This window comes from Pseudomonas sp. Z1-14 (assembly GCF_051132005.1).
Taxonomy (GTDB): domain Bacteria; phylum Pseudomonadota; class Gammaproteobacteria; order Pseudomonadales; family Pseudomonadaceae; genus Aquipseudomonas.
Map to the genome: position 1 here is coordinate 4,347,754 of NZ_CP071646.1, position 24,747 is coordinate 4,372,500.

The 24,747-nt window shown below is 62.7% G+C and carries 17 protein-coding genes and 2 rRNA genes (2 of these 19 cut by a window edge); 10 read left to right on the forward strand and 9 right to left on the reverse strand.

Translation table 11 applies throughout. The features are described 5' to 3' along the window. Together J3P89_RS19915 and J3P89_RS19920 are read right to left on the reverse strand one after the other, a co-directional pair. On the reverse strand, positions 1 to 7,789 hold the 5' portion of the coding sequence (locus tag J3P89_RS19915) for a non-ribosomal peptide synthase/polyketide synthase (protein WP_434695429.1). 4,640 nt of this gene lie to the left of the window's left edge; 7,789 of the gene's 12,429 nt are visible here — the first part of the coding sequence; it begins with the start codon at positions 7,787 to 7,789; the stop codon falls past the left edge of the window. A 266-nt stretch (positions 7,790 to 8,055) separates the two neighbouring features. Further along, the gene (locus J3P89_RS19920; protein WP_434695430.1) at positions 8,056 to 8,790 is read right to left on the reverse strand and encodes a thioesterase II family protein; all 735 of its coding nucleotides are present in this window, start codon (positions 8,788 to 8,790) and stop codon (positions 8,056 to 8,058) included. Between the two features lie 132 nt (positions 8,791 to 8,922). Here J3P89_RS19920 and tam point away from each other — a divergent pair, with 132 nt between their 5' ends. Together tam and J3P89_RS19930 are read left to right on the forward strand one after the other, a co-directional pair. Continuing rightward, on the forward strand, positions 8,923 to 9,693 hold the full coding sequence (gene tam, locus J3P89_RS19925) for a trans-aconitate 2-methyltransferase (RefSeq protein WP_434695431.1): 771 nt from the start codon (positions 8,923 to 8,925) through the stop codon (positions 9,691 to 9,693). An 82-nt stretch (positions 9,694 to 9,775) separates the two neighbouring features. Continuing rightward, positions 9,776 to 10,909: a cupin-like domain-containing protein gene (locus J3P89_RS19930; protein ID WP_434695432.1), complete on the forward strand. Its 1,134-nt coding sequence runs from the start codon at positions 9,776 to 9,778 to the stop codon at positions 10,907 to 10,909. Between the two features lie 121 nt (positions 10,910 to 11,030). Here the strand turns inward: J3P89_RS19930 and J3P89_RS19935 are convergent, their stop codons facing one another. Further along, a complete protein-coding gene (locus tag J3P89_RS19935) occupies positions 11,031 to 12,203 on the reverse strand; it encodes an MFS transporter (RefSeq protein ID WP_434603390.1) in 1,173 nt (390 codons plus the stop codon). A 158-nt stretch (positions 12,204 to 12,361) separates the two neighbouring features. Between J3P89_RS19935 and J3P89_RS19940 the strand changes: the two genes are divergently transcribed. From J3P89_RS19940 to J3P89_RS19955, 4 genes are all read left to right on the forward strand, one after another. Continuing rightward, positions 12,362 to 13,162: an SDR family oxidoreductase gene (locus tag J3P89_RS19940; RefSeq protein WP_434695433.1), complete on the forward strand. Its 801-nt coding sequence runs from the start codon at positions 12,362 to 12,364 to the stop codon at positions 13,160 to 13,162. Further along, positions 13,155 to 14,978 carry a glycoside hydrolase family 15 protein gene (locus tag J3P89_RS19945; RefSeq protein ID WP_434603385.1) on the forward strand — a complete coding sequence of 608 codons (1,824 nt, stop codon included), beginning with the start codon at positions 13,155 to 13,157 and terminating at the stop codon, positions 14,976 to 14,978. Before J3P89_RS19940 ends, J3P89_RS19945 begins: the two co-directional genes overlap by 8 nt. Positions 14,979 to 15,731: 753 nt before the next feature. Beyond that, entirely contained in the window at positions 15,732 to 16,109 is a 378-nt protein-coding gene (locus J3P89_RS19950) for a hypothetical protein (RefSeq protein ID WP_434695434.1), read from the forward strand. 28 nt (positions 16,110 to 16,137) lie between these two features. Next, positions 16,138 to 17,040 carry an alpha/beta fold hydrolase gene (locus J3P89_RS19955; RefSeq protein WP_434695435.1) on the forward strand — a complete coding sequence of 301 codons (903 nt, stop codon included), beginning with the start codon at positions 16,138 to 16,140 and terminating at the stop codon, positions 17,038 to 17,040. Here the strand turns inward: J3P89_RS19955 and J3P89_RS19960 are convergent. Further along, on the reverse strand, positions 17,009 to 18,001 hold the full coding sequence (locus J3P89_RS19960) for a GlxA family transcriptional regulator (protein ID WP_434695436.1): 993 nt from the start codon (positions 17,999 to 18,001) through the stop codon (positions 17,009 to 17,011). The two genes, J3P89_RS19955 and J3P89_RS19960, sit on opposite strands and share 32 nt — an antisense overlap. Positions 18,002 to 18,102: 101 nt before the next feature. Here J3P89_RS19960 and inhA point away from each other — a divergent pair, with 101 nt between their 5' ends. Further along, the gene (gene inhA, locus J3P89_RS19965; RefSeq protein WP_434695437.1) at positions 18,103 to 18,789 is read left to right on the forward strand and encodes an isonitrile hydratase; all 687 of its coding nucleotides are present in this window, start codon (positions 18,103 to 18,105) and stop codon (positions 18,787 to 18,789) included. A gap of 47 nt (positions 18,790 to 18,836) precedes the next feature. Here the strand turns inward: inhA and J3P89_RS19970 are convergent, their stop codons facing one another. Further along, positions 18,837 to 19,094, reverse strand: a complete 258-nt coding sequence (locus tag J3P89_RS19970) for an Atu4866 domain-containing protein (protein WP_434569274.1) — start codon at positions 19,092 to 19,094, stop codon at positions 18,837 to 18,839. A gap of 27 nt (positions 19,095 to 19,121) precedes the next feature. Next, on the reverse strand, positions 19,122 to 19,859 hold the full coding sequence (locus J3P89_RS19975; RefSeq protein WP_434695438.1) for an SDR family oxidoreductase: 738 nt from the start codon (positions 19,857 to 19,859) through the stop codon (positions 19,122 to 19,124). Between the two features lie 199 nt (positions 19,860 to 20,058). Between J3P89_RS19975 and J3P89_RS19980 the strand changes: the two genes are divergently transcribed. Together J3P89_RS19980 and J3P89_RS19985 are read left to right on the forward strand one after the other, a co-directional pair. After that, positions 20,059 to 21,006, forward strand: coding sequence for an AraC family transcriptional regulator N-terminal domain-containing protein (locus J3P89_RS19980; RefSeq protein WP_434695439.1), 948 nt, complete (start codon positions 20,059 to 20,061; stop codon positions 21,004 to 21,006). A gap of 179 nt (positions 21,007 to 21,185) precedes the next feature. Beyond that, a complete protein-coding gene (locus J3P89_RS19985; protein ID WP_434695440.1) occupies positions 21,186 to 21,437 on the forward strand; it encodes a hypothetical protein in 252 nt (83 codons plus the stop codon). 489 nt (positions 21,438 to 21,926) lie between these two features. Here the strand turns inward: J3P89_RS19985 and J3P89_RS19990 are convergent, their stop codons facing one another. Next, positions 21,927 to 22,385, reverse strand: a complete 459-nt coding sequence (locus tag J3P89_RS19990; protein ID WP_434653100.1) for an SRPBCC family protein — start codon at positions 22,383 to 22,385, stop codon at positions 21,927 to 21,929. A 124-nt stretch (positions 22,386 to 22,509) separates the two neighbouring features. On the opposite strand from J3P89_RS19990, the gene J3P89_RS19995 reads away from it, so the two are divergent. Continuing rightward, the gene (locus J3P89_RS19995) at positions 22,510 to 22,911 is read left to right on the forward strand and encodes a lysozyme inhibitor LprI family protein (protein WP_434698032.1); all 402 of its coding nucleotides are present in this window, start codon (positions 22,510 to 22,512) and stop codon (positions 22,909 to 22,911) included. 94 nt (positions 22,912 to 23,005) lie between these two features. Here J3P89_RS19995 and rrf read toward each other — a convergent pair. Then, positions 23,006 to 23,121 (reverse strand): 5S ribosomal RNA (gene rrf, locus J3P89_RS20000). Positions 23,122 to 23,285: 164 nt separating this feature from the next. Next, a 23S ribosomal RNA gene (locus tag J3P89_RS20005) occupies positions 23,286 to 24,747 on the reverse strand (it continues 1,430 nt past the right edge of the window).

Here is a 24,747-nt window from a genome sequence, read left to right on the forward strand (position 1 = left end):
GATCGATGACTTGCGCGGCTTCGCCCTGGCGGGCCACGGTCGCCAGCATCTCAAGCGTCTGGTGCTGGAACAGGTCCTTGGGCGTCAAGTGAATCCCGGCCTGACGGGCGCGGCTGACCACCTGGATCGAGACGATGGAATCGCCGCCCAGTTCGAAGAAGTTATCGCGCAGGCCCACCCGCTCAAGCTTGAGCACGTCCTGCCAGATCGCCGCGAGTTGCTGCTCCAGCGCGCTGCGCGGTGCCCTGTAGCTTTGCTGCATTTGGCTGGCGTCGGGCTTGGGCAGGTTCTTGCGATCGAGCTTGCCGTTGGGGGTCAGCGGCAGCCGTTCGAGCAACAGCAGATAGGCCGGGACCATGTGCGCCGGCAAGGTCGCCTTGAGTTGTTCGCGCAGATTCTCTGCGAAGTCATCCGGCACCCATTGATCAGCCACGACGTAGGCCACCAGGCGCTTGCCGCTGCCGGCAGCACCCTCCTGGGCCACGACCACCGCTTCGCGCACGCCGTCGAGGGCTTGCAGGCTGGCTTCAATTTCACCCAGTTCGATGCGGAAACCACGGATCTTCACCTGGTTGTCGATACGGTCGAGGTAATCGAAGGTGCCGTCGGCGCGCTGGCGCACCAGGTCGCCGGTACGGTACAGCAAGCCGCCGGCGCTGAACGGGTCGGCGACAAAACGCTCGGCGGTCAGCCCCGGACGGTTCAAGTAACCCCGGGCCAGGCCGCTGCCGCCCAGGTACAGCTCACCGGGCATGCCCTGTGGCAGCAGGTTCAGGTCGGCATCGAGCACGTAGGCGCTGCGGTCGCCGATGCGGCTGCCGATCGGCGCATAGGCCGCGCCACAAGCCACCTCGCGGCCGGCCTTCCAGATCAGCGGCGTGACCACGGTTTCGGTCGGGCCGTAGCCGTTGATGATGTACTCAGGCTGCAAGGCGCGTTTGACCCGTTCGAAACTGGCGTTGGCCACCGCGTCGCCGCCGAAGCAGTAGATGCGCACCTTCGGCGGGCTGCCCTCGCGCTCGGCGTGCTCGGCCAGTTGTTGCAGGTACACCGGCGGGAACGCCACCACCGTCACGCCGTGCTCGCGCATGGCGTTGTAGGTTTGCTCCGGGGTCCACAGGCTGTCATCGCGAACCAGCAGCGAGGCGCCGTGGGTCAGGCTGGTGAGCCAGCGCTCATGGGCACCGTCGAAAGCGAACGACATGAAATGGAACTCGCAATCGCTGTCACGCATTTCATAACGCTCGCCGATCGCCTGGCAGTGCATCGCCAGCGGACCGTGGGCCACGCTGACGCCCTTGGGGTTGCCGGTGGAGCCGGAGGTGTAGATGACGTAGGCGAGGTTCTGCGGATCGAGTCGCACCTGCGGCGCACCGACCGGCAGCTCGCGCAGATCGACCCGATCCAGCTCCAGCAGCGGTAGCGATTCGGCCACTGGCAATTGCGCCGCCACCGAGGTGTCACTGATCAACAAGGCCAGGCCGGCGTCTTCCATCAGGTACGCCAGGCGCTCCCGGGGATAACTGATGTCCAACGGCACGTAGGCGCCTCCGGCCTTGAGCACCGCCAGCAGCGCGACGATCACGCTTTCGCTGCGCGGCAGGGCCACGCCGACGCGGGTTTCGGCGCCGACGCCACGGGCGATCAAGGCATGGGCCAGTTGGTTTGCGCGCCGGTCGATCTCGCCGTAACTGAAGTGCCGGCCATTGAAGATCACCGCCGTGCGTTGCGGGCGCTCGTTCGCCAACGCGGCGATCCGCTGATGCACGGCGATGTCCACCGGATAAGGCTGCGGGTGATTGTCGGCCTGTTGCCGCGCGTGTTCCGCGGCGTTGGCCAAGGCGATTTCGCCCAGGCTGCGTTCGGCGTCCTGGCTGAATTGCTCAAGCAGGTGCAGCAGGTGAGCGCTGATCTGGTTGATGACCTCGTCGGCGAACTGTCGACGCTCGTAGCTGTAGTGCAACGCCAGTTGTTCACCGAGGGTGACCGCCACGCTCAGGGCATAGTGGGTCTGCTCAAGATTGGCCACGTCGCCAAAGGTGACATCGCTGTCGGTGCCCTGCTGCAAGGCTTGGGCGATCGGGTAGTTCTCGAACACCAGGAGGTTGTCAAACAGCGCCTCCCCGCCCTGCCCGGCCCAACGCTGGATGTCCGCTAACGGCGTGTGCTCGAAATCCCGCAGGCTCAGGTTCTGCGCCTGCACCGCTTGCAGCCACTGGCCGACCGTCTGGTCGGGGCGCGGCGTGCCGATCACCGGCAAGGTGTTGATGAACAGGCCGACCTGCTGCTCGATACCGGGCAGATCCGCCGGCCGCCCGGCCACGGTCGCGCCAAATGCCACGGTCTGGTGCCCGGTATAGCGTTGCAGCAACAGCAGCCACGCCGCTTGCACCAGCGTGTTGACGGTAACTTTCTGCCGGCGGGCGAAGGTCTCCAGTGCCTTCGTGCGTGGCGCATCCAGCGTCAGGAAGTGATCGCCATGGCCGCTCTGGCCTGCATCGCCCGAGGCCGCGCGGGCGAGCCGGGTCGGTTCTTGCAGCGCGGCCAGTTGCTCGCTCCAGAAGTCCTGGCTGAGCTGGCCGTCCTGGCGTTGCAGCCAGGCGATGTAATCGCGATAACGTCCGGCGATGCGGCCCGGCGCGTGGCCGTTGTAGCGTTGCATGACCTCGCCGAGCAACTGCGAATTGCTCCAGCCGTCCATCAGGATGTGGTGATGGGTGTAGATCAGATGCCACTGCTCGGCGCCGGTCTGCACCAGCACCAGGCGCAACAATGGTGCCTGGCTCAGATCGAAACCTTGCGCACGTTCGGCGTCAGCCAGGGCAGCAAGTGCCTGGGCCTGGCTCTGCTCGGCACGCTCGCGCCAGTCAAGCACCGTGAACGGCAGGCGCACCTGCTTGTGGACAATCTGCAGCGGCTGCGGCAATTCGCCCTGCCAGACGAAGCCGCTGCGCAGGATGTCTTGCGCAGCGACGGTGGCCTGCCACGCCGCACGGAATCGCTCGGCATCCAGGCCTTGCACGTCCACCCGCAGCTGGTTGACGTACTCGCCCGCTGCCTGCTCGTACAGCGTGTGGAACAACAGGCCCTGCTGCATCGGTGACAGCGGGTAGATATCGTCGAGTTGGCCAGCCGCCACCGGCAGATGGTCGAGCTGCGCCTGGCTGATTTGCGCCAGCGGGAAGTCCGACGGCGTCGCTTGCGGCGTCGCCAGACTGACGCAATGTCGAATCAGCGCCTTGAGCTCGAGGGCGTATTGATCGGCCAGTTGCTGCACGGTCGCGCTGTCGAACATTTCACGGCTGAACCCCCAGCTCAGCGCCAGCTCGCCGCCATGCACCTGGCCTTCCACGGTCAGCCAGTTGGCCAGCGGCGCGGTCGGGTCCTGGGCGACTCCACTGCCTTCGCCGGATGGCAGCAACAGCGCCGTTTCGTCGAACTGACGGTCGAACTGGCCGAGGTAATTGAAGGTGATGCGCGGTTGCGCCAGACCGGCCAATGTCGCTTGTACCGAAGGCGCCGCCAGATGCCGCAGCACGCCATACCCCAGGCCTTTGTCCGGCACGCCGCGCAGTTGCTCCTTGACGGTCTTGATCGAACCGTCGAGGTCGTCGGTAACGGTGAGCTTCACCGGGAACAGGCTGGTCAGCCAACCGACCGTCCGGGTCAGTTCGATGTCGTCGAACAGCTCTTCGCGGCCATGGCCTTCCAGTTCCACCAGCGTGCCCGGCTGCCCGCTCCAGTGGCTGATGGTGCGGGCCAGCGCGGTCAGCAACAGGTCGTTGACCTGGGTGCGATAGGCCGCTGGGGCCTGTTGCAGCAACTGCCGGGTCAGCTCGGCGTCCAGGCGCCATTCGATCTTCGCGCCGTGGATATTTTGCAGGCTGCCCTGCGGACGGTCACAAGGAATGTCCGCCGCGCCCTGGTGCTGGGCTTGCCAATAAGCCAACTGATCGTCGAAGCGCGAAGCTTCGGCACTCAGCCGCGCGGTCCAGCTCTGGAACGCGCTGGTCTTGGCCGGCAACGTGGCCGCGCCGCCCGCCGCCAGTTGTTCGTAGGCTTGCTGCAAGTCTTCCAGCAACACGCGCCACGACACACCGTCCACTACCAGGTGATGAATGACCAGCGCCAGCCGCTGGCTCCCGTCGGCCAGGTCCACCAGCATGGCGCGCAGCAGCGGACCGTCCTGCAGCTTCAGGCTGCGCTGCGCCTCGTCGCACAGTGCAGCGAGGTCTTCGATGGATCGGGCTTCGCGTTGCCAAAGATCGGCGTTTTGCACAAGCGGCCCGTGGCCCTGCCGCCAACCGTCGGCGTCTTCGACAAAGCGCAGACGCAAGGCGTCGTGGTGGTTGATGACGCAGGTCAGCGCCGCGTCGAGCCGCTGTGCATCCAGCGGCTCGCGGGCGGTCAGCAACAGCGACTGGTTCCAGTGGTCACGGGCCTGCATCGCCTGGGAGAAGAACTGCCGCTGGATCGGCCCGAGCACAGCATCGCCGATGACTGGCGCCTGATCCACAGCACTGTGGCTGTCGCGAGTGGCGACCAGCGCCAGGCTGCGCACGGTCTGGTACTGGAACAGATCACGGGGATGAATGCGGATGCCGGCCTGCCGCGCGCGGCTTACCACCTGGATGGAAATGATCGAGTCGCCGCCCAGCTCGAAGAAGTTGTCTTCGAGGCCGACGCGCTCCACGCCGAGTACGTCCTGCCATATTTCGGCCAGGGCAACTTGCAGCGCATCCTGCGGGGCGACGAATGTTTGTCGGGGCGCGGCGTCCGGTTGTGGCAGGGCCTTGCGGTCGAGCTTGCCGTTGGCGGTGACGGGCAATCTGGCCAACGGCATCAGATAGGTCGGCACCATGTATTCCGGCAGGCTCGCCAGCAGCCAAGCCTTCAGGTCCTGCTGCCACTGCTCGTGCGGCACGCTGTTTTCCAGCACCAGGTAACCCACCAGATGCTTGCCGTCCTGGACCAGCACCACGGCCTCGCGCACCAGCGGGTGCTGCATGAGGCGGGTTTCGATTTCGCCGAGCTCGATGCGCAGGCCGCGCAACTTGACCTGATGATCGAGGCGGCCGAGGTATTCGATCACGCCGTCGGCGCGCTGGCGCACGCGGTCACCGGTGCGGTACAGGCGTGCGCCGGCATGGAACGGGCACGGCACGAAACGCTCGGCGGTCAGCGCCGGACGCTGGTGATAACTGCGCGCCAGCCCCGCCCCGCCCAGGTACAACTCGCCCGCCACGCCCCACGGCACCGGCGACAGATCGGCGTCAAGCACATGGGTGCGCAGGTTGGCGATGGGGACACCGATCGGCACGCAATCGGCGCCTTCATCGACACAGGTCCAGTGGGTCACGTCGATGGCCGCTTCGGTCGGGCCGTAGAGGTTGTAGAGCGCGGCGTTCGGCAGCTTGGCGAAGACCTGGTGTTGCGCGTCCAGCGGCAGCGCTTCACCGCTGCAAACGATGCGTTTCAAGCCTTGGCAGCTTTCCACGCCCGGCTCATGAATGAACGCCTGCAGCATCGACGGCACGAAGTGCAGCGTGCTGATGCCATGGCGCTTGATGGTCTCGATCAGTTGCAGCGGATCGCGGTGCACGCCCGGCGCGGCGACCACCAGTCGGGCTCCGGTCATCAGCGGCCAGAAGAACTCCCACACCGACACGTCGAAGCTGAACGGGGTTTTCTGCAACACCGCGTCGCTGCCGTCCAGGCCATACGCCTGCTGCATCCAGCACAAGCGATTGACCAGCGCCGCGTGACTGTTGCCTGCGCCCTTGGGTTTGCCGGTGGAGCCGGAGGTGTAGATCACGTAGGCCAGGTTCAGCGGATCAAGCGTGATGTCGGGACGATGGTCGCTGTAGCCGTCGAGCCAGCCGGCCGCCTGGTCGAGTTCGATCACCTCGACGCCGTCGGTTGGCAGCGCCGCCGACAGCGAGCGCTGGGTCAGCAGCAAGCCGATGGCGCTGTCCTCGATCATGTAGGCCAGGCGCTCCTGCGGGTACTCAGGATCCAGCGGCACATAGGCGCCGCCGGCCTTGTGAATCGCCAGCAGGCCCACCACCATTTCCAGCGAGCGCTCGACGCAGATCCCCACCAGGCTGTCCGGCCGCACGCCGCGCTCCCGCAGCAGGTGAGCCAGTCGGTTGGCGCGGGCATCGAGCTCGGCGTAGCTCAGGGTTTGCTCGCCAAATACCAGCGCCGGTGCGTCCGGGGTGCGCGCCACCTGGGCTTCAATCAGTTGATGCATGCACTGCGCGGTCGGGTAGCGTTGCGCCGTGGCGTTCCAACCGTGGACCAGGATGGCGTGTTCGTCAGCGTCGAGCAGCGGCAGTTCGCCGATGCGCCGGGACGGATCAGCGATCATCGCGGTGAGCAATCGCAGCCAATGCCGGGCCATGCGCGCGATGCTCGGCGCCTCGAACAGGTCGTTGGCGTAGGTCAGCGCCGCGTGCAGCGTGCCGGCCTTTTCATAAGTGTCCAGGGTCAGGTCGAACTGGGTGGTGCGCGCCTGCCATTCGATCATGCCCAGTTCCAGCCCGGACGCCGTGCGGATCGTGGTGACGTCCGCCACGTGCGGCTGATGGTTGTACATCACCTGGAACAACGGCGTATGGCTGAGGCTGCGCTCCAGCTTGAGCGCTTCGACCAGGCGTTCGAACGGCAGGTCCTGATGAGCCTGGGCGCCGAGCGCGGTTTCTTTGACCCGCCGCAGCAACTCGTCGACACGGAGCTGGCCGTCCAGTTCGGTACGCAGTACCTGGGTGTTGACGAAGAAGCCGATCAGCCCTTCGACCTCATCCCGGTTACGGTTGGCGATCGGCACGCCGACGCGGATATCGGACTGGCCGCTGTAGCGATGCAGCAGCACATTGAACGCGCCGAGCAGCAGCATGAACAGCGTGACGCCCTGCTGCTGGGCTGTGCTGCGCAGTTGCTCCGCCAACGCGGCGTCGATGGCGAATTCATAGCGGCTGCCGCGATAGCTGGGCATGGCCGGGCGCGAATGGTCGGTGGGCAACTCCAGCACCGGATGTTCATCGCCCAGTTGTGCCTGCCAGTACGCCAGCTGCCGCGCCTGCTCGCCGGCCTCCAGCCAGCGACGCTGCCACAGGGCATAGTCGCTGTACTGGATCGGCAGGTCGGCCAGTTGCGGGGCCACGCCTGCCTCGTGGGCGTCGTAGCAGCGGATGAACTCGTCGATCAGCACGTTCATCGACCAGCCGTCGGAGACGATGTGATGCAAGGTCAGCAGCAACACGTGCTCCTGCTGATCAAGGTTGAGCAGTTCGACCCGCAGCAAAGGGCCGCGCGACAAGTCGAAGGGGCGCATCGATTGTGCTTCGGCGGCTTGACGTACTGCGTTCTCGCGCTCGCCTGCCGGCAATGCGCTGAGGTCCTGTTGCTCAATCACCAGCGGCGCATCGGTAGGTACTTGCACCAGGCTGTCGTCGGCCTGGCGCTGGAACACTGTGCGCAGGGTTTCATGGCGGGCCACCAGGCTGGCGAAGGCCTGCTCCAGCGCCGACAGGCTCAGCGCGCCCTTGAGCCGCACCGCGCCGGGCAGGTTGTAGGCACCGCTGTCGGGGTCCAGTTGCCAGAGAAACCACATGCGGCGCTGGGCATAGGACAGGGCCTGGCGGTCGTCGGCTTCGACGCCTTGGGGAATGGGGAAGCGACTGAAATCCACGCCCTCCTTGTCCAGCGCTGCCAGGAACATCTGGCGCTTGTCCAGGGGCAACCCGATAAACCGGCGAGCAAGTTTCAAGGCGTCTTCAGCATTCATTTCTGGGGTATCCGGAATCAGTGGGCACAGAGGCACAAAGGCAAGTCGTCCCTATGAAACGAATGCAAACCGGAAAAATTAGCGATTGGGAACAAGTGTCAGGAATGAAGAAAAACCGTGGCGAGGGAGCTTGCTCCCGCTCGGCTGCGCAGCAGTCGTAAACCGGCTGATGCGGTCTGCCTGGCTTAATGCGCCATCTCTTTTGGGGCGGCTTCGCCGCCCAGCGGGAGCAAGCTCCCTCGCCACAAAAGCGGGTCTTGAATCGGTTATGCGCTGATTGCCAACCCGTGTCGCCGGTGATGCACGCTCAGCTGATCCTTGATCAGCCGCAGCACCCTGGCCTCGTGTTCATGGATGAAGAAGTGCCCGCCCGCCAGCATATCCACGGAGAAGCTGCCGCTGGTTTCGCGGCTCCAGCCGATCAACTGTTCGGTGGTGGCCTTGTCGGCGGTGCCGCCGAGCACGTGCACGGGGCAGTTGAGCGGTGACCGAAGCCTTGACTGGTAGCGGCCACAGAGCAGGAAGTCCGCGCGCAGCACCGGCAAGGTCAAAGCCATCAGCTCTTCATTGGCCAGCACCTCTTCGCTGGTACCGTTGAGGGTACGCAGCTGGTCGATCAGTTCCGCATCGGTTTTCGGCTCGGCGAAACCTCGGTCATAGTCGGCGCGCATCGTCGGCGCCGCGGTGCCCGAGGCAAACAGCGCCACCGGTTCCGGGCAGCCCAGCTCACGCAAGGCGTGGGCGATTTCACAGGCCAGCAGCGCGCCCAGGCTGTGGCCGAACAGGGCGTAAGGGGCCTGGAGGGTCGGGGCCAGCTCCCGCGCCAATTGCTTCGCCAAGGGCCCCATGTCGGTGTGCAGCGGCTCGGCGAAACGCGCCCCACGCCCCGGCAACTCCACCGGCTGCACCGTCAGCCACTGCGGCACCTTGCGCCGCCAGCGGCTGTAAACCATCGCGCTGGCGCCGGAATACGGCAGACACAGCAGGGTCAGTTGGGTCACTGCGGTTTTCTCCGATCGTTTGTATTAAAGGAATAACGAGGCCGGGCCATGGAGAATTAGTCACCGGCCCTTCGCCCGGATGCGTCTTATACTGCACGCCCGATGGCCTGGTCTGCCCTTAAGGAGAACACAATGAGCTGGTCCGCCCAACAATATGTCGCGTTCGAACAGGAACGCACCCGCCCGTCCCGCGATCTGCTGGCGGCCATCCCGCCGGTACAGGCGCGTCAGGTCATCGACCTGGGCTGCGGCCCCGGCAACTCCACCGAGCTGCTGGTCGGTCACTTTCCCGGCGCAACGGTGCGCGGCCTGGACAGTTCCGCCGACATGGTCGAAGCGGCCCGTAAGCGCTTGCCCGGCGTGACATTCGACACCGCCGATATCGGGCGCTGGAACGAAAGCGGCCCCTTCGACGTGATCTTCGCCAACGCCGTGCTGCAATGGCTGCCCGACCACGCCACCCTGCTGCCGTCGCTGGTGAACAAACTCGCCCCTGGCGGCAGCCTGGCGGTCCAGATGCCTGACACCCTGCACCAACCGTCCCACCGTTTGATGCGTGACATCGCCGCCAGCGGCCCCTGGGCCAGTCAACTGGCCGGCGCGGCGGATTCGCGGACCGAGGTGGAGGATGCCAGCACTTATTACTCGATCCTCAAACCCCACTGCACCCGCGTCGATGTGTGGCGCACCACCTACCATCACCCGCTGGCCGGTGGCGCCTCGGGGGTCGTGGAGTGGTTCAAGGGCAGCGGCCTGCGGCCATTCCTCGAGCCGCTGGACGAAGCGCAGCGCGAGGACTATCTGAAGCAATACCTCAAGGCCATCGAACAGGCCTATCCGGCCCTGGACGATGGGTCGGTCCTGCTGCCGTTCCCGAGGGTGTTCATCGTCGCGACACGCTAGGGCGATGGTCAGGCGCGAGGGCTAAATTTCTGATCCAGGCCCTCGTTACCTGCTAAGACCAAAACCCACAAGAGTGACCGCCGTGGACCTGCAAACCATCCTGGGCAAACTGTTCGCCAACGCCGGCGCCGTTGGTATCGACGGCGTTTTCCAATTCGTGTTCGGCCCGCATCAGGCGTACTGGTCCGAGGTCAAAGCCAGCAGCCACACCCAGGCTGGTCGGCACAGCAGCCCCGACGTGACCATCGAAATCGCGGAAAAGGATTTTCTCGGGATCATGGCCGGCCTGGCCAATGTCGAGGAACTGTTCGCCAGCGGTCGCCTGAAGATCGGCGGCAACATGGGCCTGGCGACGTTGCTGCCGCAGATCATCGATCACGCCCGCCATGGCAATCGCCCGGTGGAAAAGGTCGACATGAACAAACGCTACCCGACCCCGCCGCGCTTCAGCGAAACCCTCACCGCGAGCCTGCCGACCCAACGCAGCGTCGAGCGGCGGCCGCGCAGCGAACTGTCGGTGAGGGATTTCCAGGCACGCTACCTGCCCCATGGCATTCCGCTGGTGATCAGCGACGCGCTGCAGGACTGGCCCTTGTTCAAGCTCAGCCGGGAAGAATCCCTGGTGCATTTTGCCCAGCTGCAAGGCATCACCCGCCACGGCGACTACGTGAAAAAAACCTTTTCCACCGAGCGCGATTTTCGCTCGACCTCCATGGCCGATTTCATCGCGTCTCTCGACAACCCGGCCGCCAAGGGTGCGGACGGCGAGCCGCCAGCCTACATGGGCAACAATATCTTGCCGGCGCAACTGATGGAGCTGATCAAGTACCCGCCCTACTTCGATCCATCGCTGTTCATTCCGCCGCGCATCTGGATCGGCCCCAAGGGCACCCTCACGCCGCTGCACCGCGACGACACCGACAACCTGTTCGCCCAGGTCTGGGGCCAGAAAACCTTCACCCTCGCCGCCCCCCACCACCGCGAGGCCCTGGGCACCTGGTCGACCGCGCCCCAGGGCGGGCTGGACGGTTGCGACTTCAACCCGGACGCGCCGGACTACGAGCATTTCCCCCACGCCCGCGACGTGACATTCCTGCGGGTGACGCTGGAGGCTGGGGATTTGCTGTTTTTGCCGGAGGGCTGGTTTCATCAGGTGGAATCGGTGGCCACTTCGCTGTCAGTGAATTTCTGGGTGAATTCGGGGCGGGGTTGGTAGCGTCCGAAGTTTGCTTTCGTGGCGAGGGAGCTTGCTCCCGCTGGGCTGCGAAGCGGCCCCAAATTTGCGCCTGCTGCGCAGTCGAGCGGGAGCAAGCTCCCTCGCCACAAAGGACTGTGCGTTATTTTTGCTGGCGATAACTCTGCACCGCCGCCCCCAGCACCACTGCCCCAGCCGCAATCGCCAGCCAGAAACCACTGCGCGCGCCATACGTATCCACCAGCCAACCCGAGCCCGCCGCGCCGATGGCCACGCCGATGCTCAGCCCGGTCACCAGCCAGGTCAGGCCTTCGGTGAGCCGCGCCGGCGGCACGATGCGTTCCACCAGGGCCATGGCGACGATCAGCGTCGGCGCGAAGAACAACCCCGCGACAAATACCGCCAGCGACAGCCCGAGGATATTGCTCGCCAACAACAGCGGCAGCGTGGTTAGCGCCGTCGCCACCCCGCCGTACAGGAACAATCGCGGCAACGGCAGTTTCGAGCGCAGCGCGCCGAACGCCAGGCCGGCCAGGCACGAGCCGATGGCATAGACCGACAGCACGATGCTCGCCGCCGCCGGTTGCCCCTGATGCTGGGCGAACGCCACGCTGACTACGTCCACCACCCCGACGATGACGCCCATGGCGACCATCAACAGCAGCAGCAAAAGCACGTCGCTTGAGCTGATGATCGAACCCTGATGATGCGCCTGATGCGGGTGCACCGGCGGCTCGGTGCCGCGCTGCAGGACAAACGCCGTCACGCCGATCGCCAGCAGTAACACCGAGGCCAGCGGCCCGGCCTCCGGGAACGCCACCACGCACAACCCCACCGACAGCGGCGGTCCGACGATGAAGCAGACCTCGTCCAACACTGACTCCAGCGCATAGGCAGTGCGCAGCTGCGGCTGGCCGCGATACACCTCGGTCCAGCGCGCCCGCACCATGGCCGACATGCTGGGCATGCAACCGGCCAGGGCGGCGAACAGGAACAGCGTCCACTGGGGCGCCTGCAAGCGCGTGCACAACAGCAGCATCAGCAACGCCCCGCCACCCAGCAGCGCCGCTAATGGCAAGACCCGCCCCTGGCCAAAACGGTCGACCAGCCGCGACACCTGCGGCGCGCAGAACGCCGTCGCCAAGGCAAACGTCGCCGCCACCGCGCCGGCCAATCCGTAGCCGCCCTTGAGCTGCGCAAGCATGGTGATCACGCCGATCCCTGTCATCGATATCGGCATGCGCGCGATCATTCCCGCCAGCACGAAGCCACGGCTGCCAGGTGCGCTGAACAGTTCACGATAAGGATTTGCCATGGGATGCCGCCTCAACAAGGGCCTGCAACTTGCCACAAAGGACGGTGCCGGGGAAAGCGTAAAACTGTGGGTGAAATGTGAAGACTGCCGCCTGCAAATGAACTCTGCGCGCCTGTCGTCAGTCAGCAAGTAAGGCCCTCAGTTCAAGGTGCTATCCCATGCAGATTTCTCTTGCCCGACAAGTTGCTCTGGTTACCGGCGCCAGCTCCGGCATTGGCGCAGGTTCGGCCCGGGCACTGGCGGCGGCCGGTGCCGCCGTGGTGCTCAATTACCATTCCAGCGCCGGCCCCGCCGAAGACCTGGCCCGCGAAATCAACGACAGCGGCGGCAGAGCCATCGCCATTGGTGCCGATGTGTCGAAGGAACAGGACGTCGAGCGGCTATTTGCCCAGACCGTGGACGCGTTCGGCGCGCTGGACATCCTGGTCGCCAACTCCGGCCTGCAAAAAGATGCCGCCGCCGTCGACATGAGCCTGGACGACTGGAACGCCGTCATCGGCGTCAATCTCACCGGCCAGTTCCTTTGCGCCCGCGCGGCCTTGCGCATTTTCAACCGCCAGGGCATTCGCCAGGGTGTGTCCCGGGCCGCCGGCAAGATTATCCACATGAGTTCGGTGCACCAGCGCATCCCCTGGGCCGGCCACGTCAATTACGCGGCGTCCAAGGGCGGCATCGATCAGCTCATGCAGACCCTGGCCCAGGAAACCAGCCACCAGCGCATCCGCATCAACAGCATCGCCCCCGGCGCCATCCGCACAGCCATCAACCGTGAAGCCATGGAGGGCGACAAGGAACAGGAGCTGTTGCAGCTGATTCCCTACGGCCGGGTCGGCAATGTGGAGGATGTCGCCAACGCGGTGGTCTGGCTGGCGTCGGACCTGTCCGATTATGTGGTGGGCACCACGCTGTTCATCGATGGCGGGATGAGCCTCTATCCGGGGTTCCGCGGCAATGGCTGATCATGACGAACCGCAGAGCCCGATCGAGAACCACGGCATCATCGGTGACATGCGCACGGCGGCGCTGGTCAACGATCGGGGCAGCGTGGATTTTTTCTGCTGGCCGGAATTCGACAGCCCGTCGATCTTCTGTTCACTGCTCGACACCCCTGAGGCGGGCATCTTTCAGCTTGCTCCGGATTTGCCGGATGCCCGTCGCCAGCAAATCTACCTGCCCGACACCAATGTCCTGCAGACCCGCTGGCTGAGCGATGGCGTGGTGGTGGAAATCACCGATCTGCTGCCCATTGGCGACAGCGAGGATGATTTGCCGGTCTTGATGCGCCGAGTGCGCATGACAGTCGGCAGCGCGACGTTTCGCATGCGCTGCGCGGTGCGCCATGATTATTCACGCGCCGCGACTACCGCGCGCCAGGACGGCGACCACGTCATCTTCGAGGCCCCGCAGCAACCGAGCCTGCGCCTGTGTGCCGACCAGCCCATGACCCTGGATGGCCAGGCGGCGGTGGCCGAGTTCACCCTGGGCCAAGGCCAGACCGCTGAATTTCTCTTGGGTGGCATCGACGACCCGCGCCTGGTGGACGACACCAGTGCCCTGTGCCTGGAACGAACCCTGGCGTTCTGGCGCGGCTGGATCGGCCAATCCAACTACCGTGGCCGCTGGCGGGAAATGGTCAACCGCTCGGCGTTGGCGCTGAAGCTGCTGACCTCGCGCAAACAGGGCGCGATCCTCGCCGCCGCCACCTTCGGCCTGCCGGAAACACGCGGCGGCGAACGCAACTGGGATTACCGCTACACCTGGATCCGCGATGCCTCGTTCACCGTCTACGCGTTCATGCGCCTGGGCTTTGTCGACGAAGCCAACGCCTATATGCGCTGGCTGCGCGGCCGGGTCAGCGACTGCCGCGAACAACCGACCAAGCTCAACATCCTCTACGGCCTGGACGGCCGGCTCGAACTCCCGGAAACCGAGCTGACGCACCTGAGCGGCTACGGCAACGCGCGACCGGTGCGCATCGGCAACCTCGCCTACCAGCAGGTGCAGTTGGACATCTTCGGCGAGTTGATGGATGCGGTGTACCTGGTCAACAAATACGGCGAAGCCATCTCCCACCAAGGCTGGAAACACACGGTCGATGTGGTCGACCAAGTGTGCGAAATCTGGCGGGACAAGGACGTGGGCATCTGGGAAATGCGCGGCGAGGAGCAGCATTTCCTGCATTCGCGGCTGATGTGCTGGGTGGCGGTGGACCGTGCCATCCGTCTGGCGAGCAAACGTTCGCTGCCCGCCCCGTTCGCCCGTTGGGACGAGACTCGACAGGCCATCTATGAAGACATCTGGACGAATTTCTGGAATGACGAACACCAGCACTTCGTCCAGCGCCTGGGCAGCACCGCCCTTGACGGCTCGATGCTGTTGATGCCGCTGGTGCGCTTCGTCAGTGCCCGCGACCCGCGCTGGCTGTCAACGCTGGACGCCATCGAGAAAGATTTGGTGCGCGACGGCATGGTCTATCGCTACCGCACCGACGACGGCTCCATCGACGGTCTCAGCGGCACCGAAGGTTCGTTCGTCGCCTGCTCGTTCTGGTACGTCGAGTGCCTGGCCCGCGCCGGCCGCGTGGAGAAAGCCCAACTGGAATTCGAACAATTGCTGCGCTACGCCAATCCGCTTGGGCTGTATGCCGAGGAATTCGACAGCCATGGTTATCACCTGGGCAACCTGCCCCAGGCGCTGAGCCATCTGGCGCTGATCAGCGCGGCGAGTTTCCTGGACCGCAGGTTGAGCGGGGAGAAAAATCATTGGCAGCCGTGAGGGGAAATTTGGATTATCCCCCGTGGCGAGGGAGCTTGCTCCCGCTGGGTTGCGCAGCGACCCCAGAAATTCCGGATTGAAAAACGACGACTGCTGCGCAGCCGAGCGGGAGCAAGCTCCCTCGCCACAGTGGGCCTGCGGTGTTCGGGCTAGCGCGGTGGCTCCGCCAGTTCGACGTTATCCAGCGCTCGGTTGGCCAGCAGTATTCCCAACTCGATCAACTGCTGAGCCCCAGCGGTGGAGTTCGCCATTTCCGCGACCAAGCAGAGGGTGGCGAACTATGCGCAGGTTGGTCGACCAGGGAATGGATACCCGGCAGGGCCCGCAGCCCTCCCACGCACAGTCAGCCATAAAGCAGACAATGCGCCATTCTAAACCCGGACGACCAAGCCCGGTCGCTGATTTTGCAGCGACGACCAAAGCCTATCCCCAACAACTTCCGAACCACCAACCGCCACGACTCGTCGGAAAATTCTGATTCGCCAAATTTTTTGTAAGGACCACCACCCCTGTGGCGAGGGAGCTTGCTCCCGCTGGGTTGCGCAGCGACGCCAAAAATTCCGGATTGAAAAACGACGACTGCTGCGCAGCCGAGCGGGAGCAAGCTCCCTCGCCACGGGGGATCTGCTTTTCGCCAAAGCTAAACGCCTTTGAGTGACTCCTGGTTGCCAGCCCCGCCCCCCTCTCCTAAGATCGATGCACTCACGGGTGCAGCGGAGCTGCCCGATAAGAACCCGACTCAAGGACCCGACCATGACGCATATCCAACGTCCCATCACCACCGAACCCCGAACCGGGCTGAGCCGCGAAGAACTCTGGGACGGCCCGGACAAGGGCTTGATCAAATGCTGGGAAGTCGGCCGCGACCGGGCGCAGAGGCTCCCTGAACTGGCGCAACGCTGCCTGGCCGGAGAGCTGCCGGTGCTGGGCTGGAAAGGCGGAGTCAGCCGCAGCCTGAAGAAGACCGCCAAGTTCGGTTGCCTCAAGTATCTGGCCCAATGGCAGGGCCTGCGCGGCGAAGACCTGGACATCGACCTGGCCGAGGAACGCACCCTGACCTGCTCCAACACGAGCATGATCGTGACATTCACGCCAGACCGGGCCAAATATGTGAACCAGGAACCCGCCTGACCCCAACCGAGTGAAGCCGGAGACCGACATGACATCTGCGCCCAAGATCAATTTTGCGGTAACGCCGCTGCTGCGCATCGCCTATGAGGAACACGGCCCCGCCAACGGCGAGCCGATCATCCTGCTGCACGGTTTTCCCTACGATCCGCGGGCCTTTGACGAGGTTGCGCCGCCCTTGGCCCAACGCGGTTATCGAGTCATCGTGCCGTACCTGCGCGGCTACGGCCCGACCCGTTTCAACAATCCCGCGATTGCCCGCTCCGGCCAGCAAGCGGCACTGGCCCAGGACCTGCTGGACCTGATGCACACACTCGACATTCCCCAGGCTGCGCTGTGCGGCTATGACTGGGGTGGCCGCGCCGCGTGCATTGTCGCCGCGTTGTGGCCCGAGCGCGTTCGCTGCCTGGTCACCGGCGATGGCTACAACCTACAGAATATTCCTCGATCAACCCAGCCACTGGACCCGGAAACCGAATACCGCTTGTGGTATCAGTATTACTTCCACACCGACCGAGGCGTCGAAGGCCTGAAGCAGAACCGACGCGAGCTGTGCCAATTGCTCTGGCGCCTGTGGTCGCCGACCTGGGCGCGCGGTGCGGAGCTGTATCCGCTGAGCGCGCCTTCGTTTGATAACCCGGATTTTGTCGAGGTGGTGATTCATTCCTATCGCCATCGCTTCATGTATGCGCCGGGAGATCCGACGCTTGAATGGATGGAGGAACAGTTGGCGGCGCAACCGGCCATCAGCGTGCCGAGTATTTCCCTGTGCGGTGCCGATGACGGCGTGGGACCTGCGCCCGAGCACGACGAAGATGCCGCGCATTTCACCGGACGCTACGAGCGCCGCGTGCTGGCCGGCGTCGGCCATAACATTCCTCAGGAAGCACCTGAAGCCACGCTCAAGGCATTGCTGGATCTGCTTGAGGGCTGAGCGCAAACCGCTCGCGATACGCCTGGGGCGTCACGCCCATGCCCCGCAGAAAGCTTCGACGCAAGGTTTCTTCGCTGCCGAAGCCGCATTGCAGGGCGACGCGCTTGATCGGCATCGCACTGTCGCAGAGCAGCCGCCGGGCAGTTTCCACGCGGATCAGTTCCACCGCGCGGGCCGGGGTCTGGCCGGTCTCGGCACGGTAATGACGGACAAAACTGCGCTCGCTCATACCGGCCTCGGCGGCCAGCCTCGACAAGCCCAGGTCGCGGGTGAGGTTTTCGGCGATCCAGGCGTGCAGTTTATCGAAACGACCGCCCTGCTCCTGTAACGCCAAAGTAGCGCTGAACTGCGACTGCCCCCCGGGGCGCTTGAGGAACACCACCAGATGCCGCGCGACTTCCAGCGCCATCGCCCGGCCCAGGTCCTCTTCGACCAGCGCCAACGCCAGGTCAATGCCGGCCGTGACGCCAGCCGAGGTCCAGACCGAACCATCCTTGATGAAAATCGGATTGGGTTCGACCTGCAGTTCTGGATGTTGCCGGGCCAGCTGTTCACAACGGGTCCAATGGGTCGCCACCCGGCGTCCGTCCAGCCAGCCACTGGCCGCCAGCAGAAACGCCCCGGTACACACCGATGCGACTCTTCGCGAACACGCTCCCTGATCCTTGACCCAGGCCACCAGCGCAGGATCTTTCGCGGCTTCGTACACGCCCCAACCGCCGGCAATCAACAAGGTGTCACTGCCCTCGCTGGGCAGTGGTTCGGCCATCAGCGCCAACCCCGCCGACGACATCACCGCCCCGCCAACCGCAGCAATGACGGTCGGCGCATACGGCGCCGGTAAACCCTGCCCGCGGGCCAGATCATTGGCCGAGGCGAATACCTGCAAAGGTCCGGTGACATCCAGCACTTGTACGTTGGCGAAGGCCAGCACATGAACGGTTTTTGCTGTGTTTGGCATATTGGCGTGATTCGAGGGCTTATTGGCGAATACGCCAGATCCTACGAGTCTAAAGTCAAACCGTCCACCCCCTCGGGCAATCATCCAAAGGAGCAAGCGACATGACGTTGCAGATCGGTTTTCTGTTATTCCCCCAGGTTCAGCAGTTGGACCTCACCGGGCCTTATGACGTGCTGGCTTCGCTGCCAGATGTGAAAGTGCATCTGATCTGGAAAGACCTGGCGCCGGTTACCTCCAGCACGGGCTTGGTCCTGCTGCCAACCACCACCTTCGAGGACTGTCCGAAGCTCGACGTCATTTGTGTCCCCGGTGGTAGCGGCGTCGGTCCGTTGATGGAAGACGAGCAGACCCTGGCCTTCATCAAACGCCAGGCCACTCACGCCAAATACATCACCTCGGTGTGCACCGGTGCGCTGGTACTCGGCGCGGCGGGATTGTTGCGCGGCAAGCGCGCCACCACCCACTGGGCCTTCCACAGTTTGTTGCAGCCGCTGGGGGCGACGCCGGTGAAGGACCGTGTGGTCCGCGACGGCAATCTGCTTACCGGTGGCGGCATCACCGCGGGAATCGATTTTGCCTTGACCCTGGCGGCCGAGCTGTTCGACCAGGACACCGCCGAGCTGGTCCAATTGCAGCTTGAATACGCACCGGCTCCGCCGTTCGCCGCAGGTTCCCCGGACACCGCGCCGACGCTGGTGCTCGAAGAGGCCAACCGGCGTTCGGCGGAATCGTTCCGCGTGCGCTCGCAGATTACCCAGCGGGCTGCGGCACGCTTGGAAACAGCGTAGCGGCAGGTTCAGCCAGGCACAGCAATCCGGTGCCTGGCTTGGATGGCCTATTCTTCCTGGCGATACAGGACCATTCCGGCGTGATACAGCACGCCATCGCGGAAATCCCCGTCGGCGGTGAAACCCGTATCGTCGTGGTATTCGATATGGTCGTCCTGCAGCCAATAGTCGCCCTCGTAGGCACTCTCCCGAGTGCCCCGTGCTTCGTCGTAGCGCCCGCCCGGAAGCAACCGATGGCGAATCACGCCATCGGCCGTCACCCACAGGCCGACGAATTTGTCCTGATCTCCAAATGCCTTTCTCACGGGACGTCTCCTAGTGGTCGCCAGGTTTTAAAATGGGCTGGCCGTCGGCCGCACCACCAGTTCGCTGACGTCCACGTCCGCCGGTTGCTCGATCGCATAGGCAATTGCCCGAGCGATGGCCTCGGCGGGAATGGCGATCCTGCGGAACTCGCGCATCTCGGCCCGTCCGCCTTCGTCGGAAATGCTTTCCGCCAGTTCCGACTCGGTCACGCCGGGGGAAATCACCGTCACGCGGACATCCCCACCCACCTCCTGGCGCAGGCCTTCGGAAATCGCCCGTACGGCAAATTTGGTCGCGCAGTACACAGCGGCAGTCGGGCTGACGGTGTACGCACCGATGGAGGCAATATTGATGAACTGTCCGCTGCGCTGGCGCTGCATCAACGGCAGGCCGGCGGCGATGCCGTGGAGCACGCCACGGATGTTGACGTCGATCATGCGGTCCCATTCCTCGACCTTCAGCGCCTCAAGCTTGGAGAGCGGCATGACGCCGGCGTTATTGATGATCACGTCAAGCCCGCCGAATTTCTCGACGGCGAAATCGATCAGGCTCTGGACATCGTCGCGACGGGTCACGTCCACGACTTTGCAGGCAGCCCGGTGACCGGCGGCTTCAAGTTCCTGCACCAGCGCTTGCAAGCGCTCCACGCGCCGGGCGCCAAGCACCACGCAAGCCCCCCGGGCCGCCAACAACCGTGCTGCCGCCTCACCAATCCCGCTGCTGGCGCCAGTGATGACCACTACTTTGTTTTGAATATCGGACATGATGGTTTCCTCGTCTGGATGCGTTGGCCCCCGGTGGGAGCGTTTTGACAGGTCCAGATTAGGAGGGTGTCAGGCGCTTCGGTTAGCCGGATTCTCCTGCGCATTTGCACGATCCTGTAACGATAACGCCTCTGGTCGTTACGGCTGCAATCAGCTTTACTAGCGCGATCCATTAAATTGGCCAGGGAGATTGATCGGCATGTCGGTATCCACGTCCATCACCATCACGCCCATTAACGGCGTAGATCAGCGTCGCGCCGAGCTGGCGAACCTGATGAAGCGCTTCGCACCGGAATATGGTGTCCACGCAACGGCCATCGAGGCCTTGCACCTGATCCGCAGCGATCAACCCACCGAGGCCTTGCACGTTGTGCACAAGCCCGGGCTGTGCGTGATTGTCCAGGGGCGCAAGGAAGTCACGCTGTCTGACGAGCGCTACGTTTACGATCCGCTCAATTACCTGGTGGTCTCTGTGACGCTGCCGCTGGCCGGCCAGGTGATCGAGGCCAGCCCCGAGCAACCGTACCTGTGCATACGCCTGGACATCGACCCGGCACAGATCTGCCAGTTGATCGCCGATGCCAGCCCAATTGGCGTACCGAGCGAAAGAGCCGATCGCGGATTGTTCCTGGACCGCATCGACGAGCCGCTGCTCGACGCAATGCTGCGTTTGCTGCGACTGCTCGACAGCCCGGACGACATCGCCACCCTCGCGCCACTGGCCCAGAAAGAGATTTTCTATCGACTGTTGCGAGGCGCCCAAGGCAGGCGGCTGCACGAAATCGCTATTCCTGACACCCAGACCCACCGCATCAGCCGCGCCATCGAGTGGCTTAACACCCATTACGCCGAACCATTGAGCATCGACAGCCTGGCGCAGATGATCAATCTGAGTCCCTCGGCACTGCATCATCGCTTCAAGGCCGTGACCGCCATGAGCCCGCTGCAATACCAGAAACAGTTACGCCTGCAGGAAGCCCGACGACTGCTGCTGGCGGAGAACAGCGATGTTTCGTCAATCGGCTACAAGATGGGCTACGAGAGCCCCTCGCAGTTCAGCCGTGAATACAGCCGTCTATTCGGTGCCTCACCGAGCAAGGACATCGCTCGCCTTCGCGCCCAGGCGTTGCAAGCGAGCAGCGCCTGATTCTGCATACAAACAGGATCAGGCAAACCGAGGGCAGTATCCGACTAACGACCCTAGCCACCTCGCCCCTACTCTGAACCCATGCAGCAAGACAACCGTCCGGGCTGCAACGGGTTCAGCAGATTTCGACATCTGAACGACCCGGCACTCAACCCTTTGATACGACCGGAGTCATTGCCATGAAAACTTTCAATTCCTTGATCGCCGTTACCAGCCTTGTCCTGAGCGCCAGCGCTTTCGCATTGCCAAGCCAGCAACAGGATCGATTCTTTACCCAATCGCCTGAGCCTTTGCAGTCAGTGGCAGCAGACGGCGCGGATCGCACTCCTGGCGGTCAGACCCTCGCGGCTGATGGTGCAGAGCGCACTCCTGGTGGCCAGACCCTCGCGGCTGATGGAGCCGACCGCACCATGGGACGGCGCCTGGCATGATGGGGCTATTCTTGGGACGAAAAAAAACCCGCCTAGGCGGGTTTTTCAAGGACCAGATTGACTTCCTGTCAGGCACTCCATGCCGGGTCCCATCATCCATGACCCCAAGCACTCCCTGTACTCAGTGGATGGATGTAGATTAGAGGGGATCAATAGGCAGAAAAAGACGAGAAAGCAGCATCGCAACGTAAGCGTTTCGCTATTCGCCACTGTTACTTTTCTACAGGCGAAAAAAAACCCGCCGAAGCGGGTTTTTCCAAGACCATTACGACTCCCTGTCGGTAGCCATCCTTGCAAGGTCGATCGTCCCTGATCCTGAGCACTTCCTGTGCTTCAGTGGATGAGGCTAGATTACGCGTCGGATCCAAAGTGAAACAGAGGACATAGCTACCAAGCCGTGTAAGACATTCGCCATATCACCCCTTCCGGAAACCCTTAGCCGGTCAGGTAACCGGCGTTTCAAAGCCTGCTTTCGGTCCTTGGGATCCATCACGGCTTGTTCAGATACTCTTCAATATTGGCCATCTGTTCATCCCAACCACGACTGTCCATTCGGAAAGCCTTGAGTCGACGCGCCTCGGGAATGTCATTGAACCCCGACTCCACTACCTTCAGCAGAGTGCCACCGCCCATGTCTTCAAGCTCGAATTGCACACGCGTCTCGGACTCTTGGGAATAGTCGGTCTGCGGCTCCACAGCGTAAGGATGCCAGCGAAACGAGAACACTCGCTCGGGTTCGACACGCTCCACCAGGACATCCCACACAAGATGCTCATAACCCGGATAGGTAATCTGCCCTTGGGTGCGCTCACCGGCAACAAACCGCTTGCCCGCGAGATCCACGCCAAACCATTGGCCGAAGGCTTCAGCATTGGCCAGGGCTCGCCAGACCTGCGAACGCGGCGCCTTCAACAAGATCTTTCTTTCGATACGATCAGATAGATGCATGGGTCGTCACCTCCTGTGTTCAACATTAGGCCTGTAAGACCACAAGGCCAACCGTAAAGTTGTATCAACGCCTTGTTTGGTTACACTCCTCCAGCAGTTTTTACCCCTCATGGAGAGATTGATGATGTACACCCGTTTGTTGCTGCCCCTGATTCCGCTGTTGTTCATTGGCGCTGTCCAGGCTGACGTTTGTACCAACGCCACGACCCAAGGCGACATAAACCAGTGTGCAGCCCAAGAGACCAAGGCTACCGACAAGGAACTGAACAGTCTGTACAAACAGATCACAGCGCGTTTGAAAGACAATGCCGAGGCCAAGCAATTGCTGGTCAAGGCACAGCGAGCCTGGATTGACTTCCGTGACGCCGAATGCAGCTTTTCTGCTTCTGGTGTCGAAGGGGGGAGCGTCTATCCGATGATTCAGAATGACTGCATTACAGCCCTGACGAAGGCGCGAGTAGAGGCGTTCAAGACGTACCTCAACTGCGAAGAAGGAGACCTGAGCTGCCCGGTACCTGGGGCTTGATTGATGGTGTCGGGGAGGATGCCCCCAGGTCACCTTTTCTAACGCAAAAACAAAACCCCTACCTGCGTCAGCAGATAGGGGTTTCGGAATTTAATCTTGACGATGACCTACTCTCACATGGGGAAACCCCACACTACCATCGGCGATGCATCGTTTCACTTCTGAGTTCGGGATGGGATCAGGTGGTTCCAATGCTCTATGGTCGTCAAGAAATTCGGTAGCCAGCGCGTGCCTTACGGTCACGTTCCAGCGAATGGGTATGCGATAGTTTGTGGGTTTTGACTCGAACTTTCGGTTCATTTCGTCTTCACACACCGCAATCTGGCGCCTTTCTCCGTTTCCAGAGCAGGATCAGCAAATTGCTTGGGTGTTATATGGTCAAGCCTCACGGGCAATTAGTACAGGTTAGCTCAACGCCTCACAGCGCTTACACACCCTGCCTATCAACGTCGTAGTCTTCGACGGCCCTTCAGGGGACTCAAGGTCCCAGTGAGATCTCATCTTGAGGCAAGTTTCCCGCTTAGATGCTTTCAGCGGTTATCTTTTCCGAACATAGCTACCCGGCAATGCCACTGGCGTGACAACCGGAACACCAGAGGTTCGTCCACTCCGGTCCTCTCGTACTAGGAGCAGCCCCTCTCAAATCTCAAACGTCCACGGCAGATAGGGACCGAACTGTCTCACGACGTTCTAAACCCAGCTCGCGTACCACTTTAAATGGCGAACAGCCATACCCTTGGGACCGGCTTCAGCCCCAGGATGTGATGAGCCGACATCGAGGTGCCAAACACCGCCGTCGATATGAACTCTTGGGCGGTATCAGCCTGTTATCCCCGGAGTACCTTTTATCCGTTGAGCGATGGCCCTTCCATACAGAACCACCGGATCACTAAGACCTACTTTCGTACCTGCTCGACGTGTCTGTCTCGCAGTCAAGCGCGCTTTTGCCTTTATACTCTACGACCGATTTCCGACCGGTCTGAGCGCACCTTCGTACTCCTCCGTTACTCTTTAGGAGGAGACCGCCCCAGTCAAACTACCCACCATACACTGTCCTCGATCCGGATAACGGACCTGAGTTAGAACCTCAAAGTTGCCAGGGTGGTATTTCAAGGTTGGCTCCACGCGAACTGGCGTCCACGCTTCAAAGCCTCCCACCTATCCTACACAAGCAAATTCAAAGTCCAGTGCAAAGCTATAGTAAAGGTTCACGGGGTCTTTCCGTCTAGCCGCGGATACACTGCATCTTCACAGCGATTTCAATTTCACTGAGTCTCGGGTGGAGACAGCGCCGCCATCGTTACGCCATTCGTGCAGGTCGGAACTTACCCGACAAGGAATTTCGCTACCTTAGGACCGTTATAGTTACGGCCGCCGTTTACCGGGGCTTCGATCAAGAGCTTCGCGTTAGCTAACCCCATCAATTAACCTTCCGGCACCGGGCAGGCGTCACACCCTATACGTCCACTTTCGTGTTTGCAGAGTGCTGTGTTTTTAATAAACAGTCGCAGCGGCCTGGTATCTTCGACCGGCGTGGGCTTACGCAGCAAGTGCTTCACCCTCACCGGCGCACCTTCTCCCGAAGTTACGGTGCCATTTTGCCTAGTTCCTTCACCCGAGTTCTCTCAAGCGCCTTGGTATTCTCTACCCAACCACCTGTGTCGGTTTGGGGTACGGTTCCTGGTTACCTGAAGCTTAGAAGCTTTTCTTGGAAGCATGGCATCAACCACTTCGTCACCCAAAGGGTAACTCGTCATCAGCTCTCGGCCTTAAGATCCCGGATTTACCTAAGATCTCAGCCTACCACCTTAAACTTGGACAACCAACGCCAAGCTG

Excerpts from the sequence above, each read along its gene's own strand:
- J3P89_RS19985 (WP_434695440.1), top strand. The coding sequence starts at position 21,186 with ATGAAAACTTTCAATTCCTTGATCGCCGTTACCAGCCTTGTCCTGAGC.
- J3P89_RS19980 (WP_434695439.1), top strand. The coding sequence starts at position 20,059 with ATGTCGGTATCCACGTCCATCACCATCACGCCCATTAACGGCGTAGAT.
- J3P89_RS19975 (WP_434695438.1), bottom strand. The coding sequence starts at position 19,859 with ATGTCCGATATTCAAAACAAAGTAGTGGTCATCACTGGCGCCAGCAGC.
- J3P89_RS19995 (WP_434698032.1), top strand. The coding sequence starts at position 22,510 with ATGTACACCCGTTTGTTGCTGCCCCTGATTCCGCTGTTGTTCATTGGC.
- J3P89_RS19955 (WP_434695435.1), top strand. The coding sequence starts at position 16,138 with ATGACATCTGCGCCCAAGATCAATTTTGCGGTAACGCCGCTGCTGCGC.
- J3P89_RS19950 (WP_434695434.1), top strand. The coding sequence starts at position 15,732 with ATGACGCATATCCAACGTCCCATCACCACCGAACCCCGAACCGGGCTG.
- J3P89_RS19945 (WP_434603385.1), top strand. The coding sequence starts at position 13,155 with ATGGCTGATCATGACGAACCGCAGAGCCCGATCGAGAACCACGGCATC.
- J3P89_RS19940 (WP_434695433.1), top strand. The coding sequence starts at position 12,362 with ATGCAGATTTCTCTTGCCCGACAAGTTGCTCTGGTTACCGGCGCCAGC.
- inhA (WP_434695437.1), top strand. The coding sequence starts at position 18,103 with ATGACGTTGCAGATCGGTTTTCTGTTATTCCCCCAGGTTCAGCAGTTG.
- tam (WP_434695431.1), top strand. The coding sequence starts at position 8,923 with ATGAGCTGGTCCGCCCAACAATATGTCGCGTTCGAACAGGAACGCACC.
- J3P89_RS19935 (WP_434603390.1), bottom strand. The coding sequence starts at position 12,203 with ATGGCAAATCCTTATCGTGAACTGTTCAGCGCACCTGGCAGCCGTGGC.
- J3P89_RS19990 (WP_434653100.1), bottom strand. The coding sequence starts at position 22,385 with ATGCATCTATCTGATCGTATCGAAAGAAAGATCTTGTTGAAGGCGCCG.
- J3P89_RS19960 (WP_434695436.1), bottom strand. The coding sequence starts at position 18,001 with ATGCCAAACACAGCAAAAACCGTTCATGTGCTGGCCTTCGCCAACGTA.